The sequence below is a fragment of the Priestia sp. P1_B12_1 genome (assembly GCF_056406695.1).
Window position 1 is genome coordinate 1 of the sequence record NZ_JBFTZR010000036.1, and the last position, 11473, is coordinate 11473.

Annotated in this window: 12 protein-coding genes; 6 read left to right on the top strand and 6 right to left on the bottom strand. The window is 32.8% G+C overall.

Annotated features, from left to right (window positions below; genetic code table 11):
* Nucleotides 1-447: 447 nt before the first annotated feature.
* From AC1D0Y_RS28885 to AC1D0Y_RS28900, 4 genes are all read right to left on the bottom strand, one after another.
* The gene (locus AC1D0Y_RS28885; protein WP_477708357.1) at nt 448-1032 is read right to left on the bottom strand and encodes a DUF3967 domain-containing protein; all 585 of its coding nucleotides are present in this window, start codon (nt 1030-1032) and stop codon (nt 448-450) included.
* Nucleotides 1033-1606: 574 nt separating this feature from the next.
* The gene (locus AC1D0Y_RS28890; protein WP_477708358.1) at nt 1607-2293 is read right to left on the bottom strand and encodes a Rep protein; all 687 of its coding nucleotides are present in this window, start codon (nt 2291-2293) and stop codon (nt 1607-1609) included.
* Between the two features lie 197 nt (nt 2294-2490).
* Nucleotides 2491-2868, bottom strand: a complete 378-nt coding sequence (locus AC1D0Y_RS28895; RefSeq protein ID WP_477708359.1) for a hypothetical protein — start codon at nt 2866-2868, stop codon at nt 2491-2493.
* Nucleotides 2869-2923: 55 nt separating this feature from the next.
* Nucleotides 2924-3235, bottom strand: coding sequence for a hypothetical protein (locus AC1D0Y_RS28900; RefSeq protein WP_477708360.1), 312 nt, complete (start codon nt 3233-3235; stop codon nt 2924-2926).
* A gap of 376 nt (nt 3236-3611) precedes the next feature.
* Between AC1D0Y_RS28900 and mobQ the strand changes: the two genes are divergently transcribed.
* The 3 genes from mobQ to AC1D0Y_RS28915 all read left to right on the top strand — a co-directional run bounded on the left by mobQ (nt 3612) and on the right by AC1D0Y_RS28915 (nt 6704).
* Nucleotides 3612-5594: a MobQ family relaxase gene (gene mobQ, locus AC1D0Y_RS28905; protein ID WP_477708361.1), complete on the top strand. Its 1983-nt coding sequence runs from the start codon at nt 3612-3614 to the stop codon at nt 5592-5594.
* Nucleotides 5595-6002: 408 nt separating this feature from the next.
* Nucleotides 6003-6134 carry a YvrJ family protein gene (locus AC1D0Y_RS28910; RefSeq protein ID WP_477708368.1) on the top strand — a complete coding sequence of 44 codons (132 nt, stop codon included), beginning with the start codon at nt 6003-6005 and terminating at the stop codon, nt 6132-6134.
* Between the two features lie 303 nt (nt 6135-6437).
* Nucleotides 6438-6704, top strand: coding sequence for a hypothetical protein (locus AC1D0Y_RS28915; protein ID WP_477708362.1), 267 nt, complete (start codon nt 6438-6440; stop codon nt 6702-6704).
* Nucleotides 6705-6848: 144 nt separating this feature from the next.
* On the opposite strand, the gene AC1D0Y_RS28920 is transcribed toward AC1D0Y_RS28915, so the two are convergent.
* Nucleotides 6849-7067, bottom strand: coding sequence for a spore germination protein (locus AC1D0Y_RS28920; protein WP_477708363.1), 219 nt, complete (start codon nt 7065-7067; stop codon nt 6849-6851).
* A gap of 970 nt (nt 7068-8037) precedes the next feature.
* Between AC1D0Y_RS28920 and AC1D0Y_RS28925 the strand changes: the two genes are divergently transcribed.
* From AC1D0Y_RS28925 to AC1D0Y_RS28935, 3 genes are all read left to right on the top strand, one after another.
* The gene (locus AC1D0Y_RS28925) at nt 8038-8544 is read left to right on the top strand and encodes a shikimate kinase (protein WP_477708364.1); all 507 of its coding nucleotides are present in this window, start codon (nt 8038-8040) and stop codon (nt 8542-8544) included.
* A gap of 495 nt (nt 8545-9039) precedes the next feature.
* Nucleotides 9040-9501, top strand: a complete 462-nt coding sequence (locus AC1D0Y_RS28930; RefSeq protein ID WP_477708365.1) for a replication/maintenance protein RepL — start codon at nt 9040-9042, stop codon at nt 9499-9501.
* A gap of 144 nt (nt 9502-9645) precedes the next feature.
* Nucleotides 9646-9996 (top strand): helix-turn-helix transcriptional regulator, encoded by a 351-nt coding sequence (locus tag AC1D0Y_RS28935; RefSeq protein ID WP_477708366.1) that lies wholly within the window; start codon nt 9646-9648, stop codon nt 9994-9996.
* Nucleotides 9997-10605: 609 nt separating this feature from the next.
* On the opposite strand, the gene AC1D0Y_RS28940 is transcribed toward AC1D0Y_RS28935, so the two are convergent.
* Nucleotides 10606-11040, bottom strand: coding sequence for a CBO0543 family protein (locus AC1D0Y_RS28940; protein WP_477708367.1), 435 nt, complete (start codon nt 11038-11040; stop codon nt 10606-10608).
* Nucleotides 11041-11473 lie beyond the last annotated feature (433 nt).

Below are 11473 nucleotides of genomic sequence, written 5' to 3' on the forward strand. Positions count from 1 at the left end.
AAGCAAAAGAACCCTTGGGGCAGTAAGATTTCACCAAGGATTCTTTTTCCGGAGTATGCATCTTTTTATACACTGTTCATTTATCAACGTTTTTTCAGTAGGTGGTTGAGAAACTAATGTATAAGAAGTGCACCTTTTATACATATGCTTTTTTCAAAAAAATATGGTCGTTATAGAAAAACGTGTTATTATTTATGTACTAATATTTCTACCTCATAAAAAATATTAGCTGTAAAAAGCAACCTCGCTTGCCAATTGTCGAGGTTGTTTTTTAATTTGTTTACCTTTTGGGTGGACAAATTACAATCTAATACGATACTTTAGATATGTACATGTATATATTTCACTTTTATCAACTATAAACACAACTATGATCAACTACACATGTAAGAAAAGCCCTCAATTAATTTTGAGGGCTTTTCTTGTACTAGCATTTTGCTATCTTTCTCATTTCCAGAACTCCCACCACTTTTTATTGGAGGATTTTTTAGGCTCTTCAATAGATGCTGCTATCTCTAATTTAGACTCTTGTAATTCTCTTATAGAGCTCATTAACTTTTGATCTCGATCATCTAACCTTTTAATAAGTACTTCTTGAAATTTCCGCTGCTGTTCTTCTTGTTTTCGTGTCCATTCATTTAAAAAATCCTCATGTTTTTTTAATTCTTCTTGGACTTTTTTAGCCACTATGGATTCTATCTCCTGAACAGGAACAAACCCTTGATTCTCTAAGGATTGTTTAGGTTGTTGTTCAGAAGAGTTTATATTCTCTGTATCGTAAATCCTAGGGAATCCTTCTTCTACTAAAAGTTTGAGTATCTGAGCAGATTGGAGACTTCGTTTATTTCTCATCTTAGCTATAAAAAGAAAAACAGGTAACGAAGATGAATCAATTAAGTACTTATTCTTTTCACCTTGCTTAACATTTATAAAATCTTTATAAGTTTGGCAATTACGCTTTATAGTCATGGCCGACACTTTCACTTGTTTGGCCATCTCTTCAGCTGATAACCACTGTTTAGAAGCCTTCACTGTTCAGATCACCGCTTTCAAATTCAACTAAACATCTAAACTAAACACCATTCAAACACTTAAACAATTCCATGCTACATATAGGTTAACCTCTTTTCTTGTTCAGATCATTGTTTAGTTAATTATTTTTAAAAATGATCTGAACAACTATCTAAACACGATCTAAACAATGAACAACCACGCAAAAAATCTTATTCATAAATGCCTGGCCGCCTTGAGGCGGTATATTAGCCTTAAGGCTTATTTATAGAAGAGTATTTAGTACTTATGAAATTAAAATAGTTCATAGTGGCCGCTCGAAAAATTTAGTGTTTTAACTGAGGTTTTCAAACGAAAAAAAATATAAAAAGATCCTTGCAATTCTATCAGCGAATTGCTACTAAACAATAGTGATAATAGAGAGAAAGTTTAAAAAGAGGGTTAAACCGTTGATATGACTGGGTTTGATGCACTTTTTAAGGTGTGCGGAATTCCTCTCATTTTAGTGCCATAATGAGAGGAATTCCGCACACCTTAAATATTCCAATTAATAAAAAAAGATCGTATCAAATATGATACGATCTAAAAAATCAGTTTAAAAAAATCTAGCAGGTAATGTTACCTTTTTACCGTTCTGATCTTTAAGTTTTTTTAAAGAATGTTGAAACAATCTCATTGTTAACTTATCTAACTTAACTTCATTTTTTCGTGGAGCACAAATCATAATATAAGGATTTACAATCCACGTTCTAGGGCTTACAGTACGTCCATTTTCAGATACTTGACCTGCGCCTTCGGGATTAAGTAAAATTTCTTTTTGTTTCAAAGAATTCATAATTTCGGATGTTTGTCTACGGGATTTCCCAATCATTTCAGCAATTTCTGAAACTGTTGCTGCCTTTGGAAGTTCAAAGTCATCTTCAACAACATTTTTTTGTTTCTTTTTAAATTTATCTTCTCTGCAAATGATTACATTGCTTTTAAATTCTAAGTACGCTTGAATCCTAAAAAGAAAGTCCCCTTCGGCTTGATTAAGATAATCAATTCTATTTAACAAATCTAAATTTCTATGCATAGTTTGATTAAACGGCTCCCCTGCAAAAGGATCTTTACTGGTTCCAACAAAGTGATCTTCACCAGTAAGTTCCTTTAATTGATCTAATAAAGATTTTTTTAGTTCTTCTGCTTTTAACCTGGATTCTCGATCCTTTTCAAAATCTCTTTTTCTAGCATTTTGTTCTGCTTTATCTAAACTACTTCTCAAGCTATCTTCTTTTTTCATTACAATTCCCCCAATTTTTAACTGGAAGAAATTAATCTGTTTGTGTTAAAATACACTTACACACATTCAACAAAAAGAGTTAATCTTTCTTACAGGTTAATTCCTTCATAGTTTTTAAGAGAAGTCCTCGCAGTCGACCAAAACTTGAGGGCTTTTCTTATGTCTAATTTTCTACCAAATCTTTCATATTTGCAACCCTAATTCGACTCTATTCGCTGTTTTAACGCTTCAAGCAGCTTATCATCCACTCGTTTAGGCTTGTACCCCATCCTGTCTATTAAGAGACCCTCTATGAGCTTCATACGAGCCGTATAAAGGCGATATTCGCTTTCTCCGAACTCTATTACACTTTTATCAATCTCAGCCCCTTCTGGCGCTTTCTGAACAGTTCTCATCAAATTATAGCTTTTTGAACGCTCTTCTCGTACTAAACGAAGCAAGATTAACAAGTCATACGTATGAAAACCTTGAAGCTCATGGAATGACAAAGCTGAATCTTGTAAACTTACATATTCTTTAAGTTGAGGACGCTTTGTATGTAAAGGTGCTCCACAAACTGAACATGCTTGATCCATAGAATTATTTTCCGAATCACAATATAAACATTTCATCATAGGCTCCTACAAATCCTTACTCTTCAGAAACAGCTACCTCAGCTGCTGCTTTCTTTTTTTCTTTTACAACCATATCATGATGCAAAATCTTATCTTTGTTTTTTCCTACATACGATTGCAATGCCTTCGCAATCTTCTCTGCTTCTTCTTCACTTTGAATCTCAAAATATTTCTCGAAAATCGCGCCGACTTGAATAAGTCGTCTTGTTCTCTCTTTTCTCTCTTTTTCTTTTTTACGCGCTTCAACTTGTTGTTTCTTCGCTTTCATCTTCTCAATTTTCTCTTCTAAATCCTGAAGAATTTCCTCATCTGTTCGTTTCTTGGGCACCCATCCTCATCTCCTTTTTCTGTTCTCTAATGTTTAAATTGAGTATATCAAAAATTGAGATAAATTGGTATCATCGGCATAGATTATCTCACCAGGATATGGTATAATTCCCTTAGATCGAAGAGATAAGGGCGCACTTATACATCGTACCGATGTGTGCGGTTCCTTCGGAACAAAAAGACAAAACCAAATACCCATTCGCCTAGGTGGAGAATTTCATAAAACCTGTTTGCCTATCGGCAAAGATGAAACCACCATCTGACACCTTCGGTGTTCATGATGCTGATTTCATCTAAAACGTTGATTAGCACACCTTGTGTTCTCATCAACTTATTCCAAAAACACAAACCCATTCTCAAGAAAGGAGGAAAGAATCATGGCAATTTACCATCTATCGATGCAAATCATCAGTCGTTCAAAAGGACAATCAGCTGTCGCTACAGCTGCTTATCGCAGTGGCGAAAAGTTACATGATGAACGTACAGACGAGCAAAAATTTTATGCTCGTAATGTACAACCAGAAATCATGATTCTGACTCCTTCCAATGCGCCAGAATGGATGAAAGATCGAAACCGTTTATGGAATGAAGTTGAAAAAGTAGAGAAGCGCAAAGACTCGCAATTAGCACGCGAATTAAACATTGCTTTACCAATTGAACTGAATCATGACCAACAAAAAGAACTGATTCAAACTTTTGCTCAAAACGAGTTTGTTCAAAAAGGAATGGTTGCTGATATCGCTATTCATCGCGATAACACCAATAATCCTCATGCTCACATCATGTTAACGATGAGAAACCTAGATCAAGATGGATTTGGCAAAAAGAATCGTGACTGGAATGCTGACTTTGCCAATGCAAAAGAAAACAATCATGGGTACGTCAAAAACAGCGAAGGCTGCTTATCCATTCGTGAACAGTGGGCAAACTATGCCAACAAAGCCCTGGAACAAGCTCAAATCAATGAGCGTATTACCCATCTTTCTCATGAAAAGCGTGGACTCGAAACCTTACCAATGGTTCATTTAGGCCATGTCGCACATGATATGGAGAAGAAAGGGAAGAAGACAGATCGTGGCCAGATCAATAGGGAGCGCAAAGATTATAATAAGGCCGTGGTTGATTTACAAGCCTACCGCCACCAAAAAGAAGAACACTTAAAGAAAATGAAAGAAAAAGAGAAGCAATTCAGCTTTTCTACAGATATAGAGAAAACCTATATTCAAAAAGCTGCGTCTCTTGTGGGTCAGAAGGTTATTACCTTAGAAGATATTACAGCACGCCACGAAGAACTACGCAAAATAGGTGATCGTCATGATCCTATTGAACGACACTTTCATGTACAACAACAGCAATTCCTAAATGTCAGCAATTATTATGGTCGTGTGAGCGATTTAGAGCGTGAAATCCAACAGTATGAAGAAAAAGTAGAGGAACTTAAAAAGTCCCTTAATCCGTTTAAACTCAAAGAGAATAACATGATGAAACGACGTCATCTTGATAAGATATCCGATTTAGAAAGTAACAAAGAAAGCTATGAAAACAGCATTCAACAACATAAAGAATCTCTTCGTTTTTCAACCAAAGAAGAGTTCTATCAGCGTTACCAAGAGTTCTCTCAAAAGAAAGAAAATCGACTCAATCAGATCACGTATGAGAAAAAACAAATTCAAGTCGAAACTAGAGTACTATTACAAGCTGAAGAAGCTATTAAACAAGCCAAAATTCGTGAGATAAGCTCTTATTACCCAGATCTTAAAACAGCTGGCAAATATCTTACGTACAGCAATGCATTAAGACTGGAGAAGTATCACTATACTGCTCAACAAAACCAGTTTAGACTATCTAACATCAAAGAAGATTTAGATGCTAACCAAAAGAAACTAGACGAGTTCAAAAAACATCAGAAAATGGTTCGTATAGAGAAAGAGCATATCTCAACTATGAGTAAAGAAGTAGAGAAGCTTGGCAGTGTGGAGAAAAAGCTTGATGAATTAGACAGAAGCCCAGGAGAAAAAGCCAAACGACTTGTCTCGAAAAAAGCTCGTCAAGATTATGAAGAATTGCAAAGTGAAGCTAAATATGGACGTGAAAACCTTAAAGAACTGGGCTATAAAGGACAACAAGATTTACAACAACAACAAAGTCGTATAAACACAATGGAGAAAACTGTCGTTCCATGGTTAGAAAAAGAAATAAAAACACATGAGAGCAACCTAAACGCTTTAGATACGGTTTTTAATGTTATTCAACAGACTATTCGTAGTGAAGAAATTACTCAGCAAAGACATCAATTAGGAAGAATGAGAAGCGCAAATATAAACAGAGCAAAGAATAAAGGTCCAGATCTTAGTCGTTAGTTAAATATAAAAAATTGCCTTAAGGCAATTAGAAACAACTTAAAGTTGTTTTATATCTTATAGCGATAAATAATGGTTTTTAATTTACCTAATGGATTTTGTAGGGAGTAAACATAAAGAATAATAAAAGTTTAGATGGAATCAGCACTTGTCCAAACCCTTTTCATTACTTTGCATACTATAATATTGAGCAACCTCCTTGTTCTTCCAATAGAATTCGGCTCGTACATTACTATTAGGTTTTAAAAAAACTACTATGGGGGCAAATAGTAGTTTTTTCTTTTTTTTAAACTGTATACGATAGACATTTTTAGTTAACATGTCTAAAGGCTTTTAGTTAGACTGCAGTCTTTATAAAATAACGGTATCTAAAAGGGGGGAATTAAGATAGAACAATGGCTTAACCTTATTGGGAATTTTGGCTTTCCTATTGTTGTTACTTTTTATCTTCTACTACGCTTTGAAAAGAAAATAGATCATTTAACGGAAGCTATTAATAAAATAGCTACCACTATTGAAAAAGAACAGGACAAGCAGTAAATAATTGATTTCTCGACTCATTTTTTAATTAATTTCTTAATATGAATACTGCCTAAATAATTTGATCAAACTATCCAAGACGCCGCGAAGCATCAACCTAACCCTATTCTATTTGTATTACTCTAACATCTAGGAGAAAAAACAACTGCACAGACCAAGTTGTTTTTTCTGTTTTTACGCTATATAAGATATACAGCATTAGCCAACATCATGGATTCTTGTAAAGAATCATTTCATAAATTTTTTATCTCCCCCATATATTTAGACGATATAAATTCATCTATGAAGGGGGGAGAAACTAATATGAAAACAAAACAAATGCGATTAAAAAGAATTCAACATCTAGCTTATGAAATTATGGATAAAATGAATCTAGAAGGTGAACATACAGAATATTCTATATCAAAAATAGTCATTGATAACCTTTCACGAGCAATAGGTAACTTAGCAGATCCACTTGGTAACTATTCACTTGAATACTTAGAAGAAAAAGTAGAAAATGCACATTACTTATTATTTAAAAATGAAAAAAAAGTTAAAAATAAAATAATTACTATTAATAATAAATAAACTGAATAGCAAACAAAGTTTTGAGCAAACTACTCAAGATACGTGAGATATCACTTTTAATACCTTGATACGTTACTGAAAAAACTCCTGGCCACAGCAGGAGTTTTCTCTTTTTAAACTGTATATTCTATAAGATTAGAGCTTTTAAATATTTCCTGTACTATTTTGATCAGAAAAATCAGGATCTACAGTATTCGTTCCTGAAACACCAGAGTTTGTATTTACAAAAATTCCAGTATTACCTCCTCCTGAACCCGATGCTGCTTTAGTATTAATTTTTGGCGAAACGTAATAAGTATCCCCAAATGTCACAATTCCCCCAGTGACATTTGGAATACAAACATTGGAAATTAATATTGGCATTTTACTCATCCTTTTAGATATATTAACGTAGTAAATGCAATATATGAATGTATTTCTTATTAAGTAGCTTGGCTACCAAGAATAAATTTTTATAAAGTGAACAAATTACTGACAATTATTTCCAATTATGTTGAAAATCACTCTCACAAGAAAAAAGCTACCTTTGTTTGAACTGAACCCAAAAAGTTAGACTCTTTATCTAAGCAGAGAGTTTCTTTGTCTAACAATTGGGGTGCAGTTCATGTTGCGACAGGTAGCTTTTTTGCTTGGGAAGTTAAATTTTATTTATGTTTAAATCGTACACAACTTTAAATATAAAATCATGTTCATACATCTAAATCCCCCCCCCCATTATCTTTTAGGGAAAATCCTTTGAAAATATATGATGACTAGTTTGTATAGATGTAATAAATAGTTTTCTCTCATGAATAAAGTACATCAATTTGAACAAACTACTCAAGATGCCGTAAGGTATCCAATATTCCGACACGAATCTTTTCTCTGAGAGCAGAAAAAAACACTGATTAAGGACCAGTGGTTTTTCTGTTTTTTAAATTGCACTTGTTAAAGAAGGGAAAATCAGTCAAAAATCACATTTTGACTATAAAGATGAAGTTGCTATATCTCATGAAAAAAATCTACTGATTAGACATAAGTTCTGACGAACTTGAGCAAACTACTCATGATGTTTCCAATTATTGATTCATATAATTGAATTCTCCAACAGAAAAACTCCTCCCACCTGGGGAGTTTTTTCTGTTTTTAATCTGTATATCATATACAAAGTTAGTTTCATAATAGATTTTATCAGAAGTAAATACTTAATATAGTAGCAGGCTTAAGCCTGGTTTTTTATTCTAATAAATAACTTCTTTACTGAAAAAATTAATAATGATCCTCTTATAGAACATATACATAACATTGATTGAGACAGGAACCTTACTGTTATTTCCAAAAGGGAGGGTGAAAATTGTCTAAGATATGTATTCTTGGAAACGGTTGTGCAGGTAAAACTACACTAGGAAAAAAGTTAAGCAAAGATCTTTCACTTCCATTCTTTGAAATGGATGAAAAACTCAAATTTTTAAAGACAACTCCTTTTCCTACAAGACAACAAATCAGACATTTTTCAAGAGAACTAAACAAATTATTAGATAAAGATAAATGGGTAATAGAAGGTTGGGGATATAGAGAAACATACGAAGAAAGGTTTCAAAAAGCAGATATTATTATCTTTCTAGATGTACCTTTCCAACTTTGTTTAGAACGATGCCATAAAAGATTAGGTACAAACGACTTAGAGATTCTAAAACGAGGTGTAACAAAGTTAAATATATTTGATAAACACGTACGTCCATTGCTAATGAAGCTAATTCAAAAATACAGCAACGAGCCAAAAAAAATCATTCTTTACATTGATGAAAATTATAAATACGAAGCCTTAATAAAACAAATTAGGACCTATTCAAAAACATAAAATAAATAATCAGAATAAAGAATAATACTTTGAGCAAACTATCCAAGACGCCGAAAGGCTTCAATCCTTTGGTAAAATAAATGTAGCAGAAAAACTCCCTTAACGTCTTGGGGGAGTTTTTCTGTTTTTTATGCTGTATAGGGTATACATCTTTAGTTAACATAATGTAATTTTCCGGAACACCTTAAAAAATAAAAGAAGGAAAAAGAATTTCATATATTGATATAAACGTTGATATATAAGGGTTTATAAAGTTTTTTCGAAAGAGAAGAATAACTCATATACAAGTTAGTTTTAACCCCTATGAGGGTTATTTTTAACTCATATATGAGTTATTTTTAACTTTTATAGAGTGTTATTTTTTAAAAAGAATCAAGGGTTAAAAACAACACTTATATAATGTTAATATCAACTCTAATAAAGAGTTGATATTAACTGATATATGAGTTAATATGAAAACATAAATATTGGTAAAAAATGATAGAGGTGGATAATGTGGCTAAAGTATCAAAAGTAGAAACAACAAAAGTCGTGGATATGAATGGGGAAATAACAGAAGAAACTACAAGTGTCTCCTTTAATTATGGAAAAGAACCAGACTACATAAAAGTATATCTAGACAATATTGTCGTTTTAGCAGAGATACAAGGATGGATAAGTAAAGTCCTATATGAACTTATTAAAGGTGTAACTTACGCAAATAAGGGACAATTCATCATTATTAATTCAGGATACAAAAGAATTGTAGCTGAAAATTTAGGAATTAAACAGCAATCAGTAACCAATGCAGTTAATCAGTTAACGAAGAAAAATATCCTAATTAAAAAGGAGACCGGCGTTTTCTTATTAAATCCTCAATTCTTCGGTAGAGGTGAATGGAAAGACATTTCTAAAATCAGATACGAAGTCGAATTAAGTGCAGATGGCAAAGTCATGCGATTAAAAGATACAAATTAAGGGGGTGATTCAAACGATTAACAGCAAGTCCAAACTAAATAATAAAAGGGTATTTCTCCTGACAGAGAAATACCCCATGTTGAAAGAAACTAGAACAAAGTTATTATAGCATGGGTTGCCCTCAAAAAATAGGAGGGTCTTATCATGGATCAAAGTGAAAAACTATTAATGGGTATTGAAAATATCTTGAGTGTAGCTTCTGATTTAGTTGATGAAGTTGCTCGACTGAAAAGTGTAGAAGAAGAATGCAAAATTCTGAAAGAGAAAGTCTTCATGAATCAGTTTACTAAAGCAGAACAAGAAGTCTTTGCTCTTGCTATTGATGGTCATTCTATTTCAGAAATACAAGACATTCTCCATAAAGAAGAATGTACGATTAAGAACCAAAAAAGAAGTATCTTAAAGAAGCTGAATACACTATCTATGACAGAAGCTGTTCAACAGTTTCAGAATTTGCATCAAGTTCCCCCACAAAAACTAATACGTACTTCTTAACCATAGAATAGCCTTAAAGGCTATAAGAGCAGGCTTAAGCCTGCTCTTTCTGATACATCTCGTTTCAAAAATGATACAAGATGTATCATTTTCTATACATAAATGTTTCATAGCTGGTGAATCATTTATGTGAATGATTTATGCCTTGATTGAGCAAACTACTCAAGATGGATAGCGTCTTTCCTTAGCTTATATACTCCATTACACCTAACAAACTACCTCGCCACCTTTCTAAACGATTTAGGGGTAGTTTGTATTTTTTATGGACAAGAAATCATAGACCTTTAAAAACAGGCATATAATTTACAAAGTCCTCGCGTGTTTATAAATTGAACTAGTAGATAACTCATGAATACATTGTAGTCATGGGTTATTTGCTTTTTATATGAATTAAAACATCGTACCGGGAGCAAACTACCCAAGACGCTAGGAAGCGTCCACAACCTTTTTTCTTTAGTTATTCCAGAAAAAACTCCCAACCGCCTGTGGAGTTTTTTCTGTTTTCAGGCTGTATATGGTATACATCATTAGTTAACATAATATTATCGGAAATAAAATAAAAAAGGCCTCAAATAAACATGAAGCCTTTACATTTTTATAAAGAAAAGCTTAATCCTTTAAAACATGATGTTTTACTAAACTTCGATAATAGCCATAAATAATAAAATACGCTATTAAATAACTTATAAAAGTGCCAATAATATTCCATCCATTAAAATATTCTACTTTTCCTAGAACTAAACCCATACCCTCAAAACCTGTAGTAAAGAGGGTAAAACAAAGTAAAAGGAAAATCGTATTAATCTGCTTTTTTTCCTTAAAATAAATTAAAAAAGCAGATAAAATAGGATAGAAACCTATATTTAAAGGGAGTGCTGATAAACTTAGATTTTTAAAAGCCGGTTTGAATTGCCAAAAGTAATTACTCCCCAAATCATTTAATATAAAAGCTATTGTGATTCCCATTGGTGCAATTAGAAGAACAATTATAGGTTCTTTTTTGTATAATATAAAACCAAAAATCCAGGGGAAAATGAATCCCATAATAATATTTACTAGTATTTTTTATCTTCTCCTTTCACTAAGATAACCTTTTAGTAGGATTGTCCAAAACTTAAGAAAATAGTATGGGCTATCATTAAGAAAATTTTCCATCATGAATATTGTTTTATATAGTGAGCAAACTACTCAAGATGCCATAAGGCATTCTTTCTTTAATGGAATATGGATAACAGAAAAACCACCCAGGGCTGAGGTGGTTTTTCTGTTTTTAAGCTGTATATCGTATACAAGGTTAGTTAACATAATACCTCTTTCCGGAACCAAGCAAGCAAAAGAACCCTTGGGGCAGTAAGATTTCACCAAGGATTCTTTTTCCGGAGTATGCATCTTTTTATACACTGTTCATTTATCAACGTTTTTTCAGTAGGTGGTTGAGAAACTAATGTATAAGAAGTGCACCTTTTATACATATGCT

Coding starts and splice junctions, on each gene's coding strand:
- AC1D0Y_RS28940 (WP_477708367.1), bottom strand. CDS start 11,040: ATGGGATTCATTTTCCCCTGGATTTTTGGTTTTATATTATACAAAAAA.
- AC1D0Y_RS28935 (WP_477708366.1), top strand. CDS start 9,646: ATGGATCAAAGTGAAAAACTATTAATGGGTATTGAAAATATCTTGAGT.
- AC1D0Y_RS28890 (WP_477708358.1), bottom strand. CDS start 2,293: ATGAAAAAAGAAGATAGCTTGAGAAGTAGTTTAGATAAAGCAGAACAA.
- mobQ (WP_477708361.1), top strand. CDS start 3,612: ATGGCAATTTACCATCTATCGATGCAAATCATCAGTCGTTCAAAAGGA.
- AC1D0Y_RS28895 (WP_477708359.1), bottom strand. CDS start 2,868: ATGGATCAAGCATGTTCAGTTTGTGGAGCACCTTTACATACAAAGCGT.
- AC1D0Y_RS28920 (WP_477708363.1), bottom strand. CDS start 7,067: ATGCCAATATTAATTTCCAATGTTTGTATTCCAAATGTCACTGGGGGA.
- AC1D0Y_RS28915 (WP_477708362.1), top strand. CDS start 6,438: ATGAAAACAAAACAAATGCGATTAAAAAGAATTCAACATCTAGCTTAT.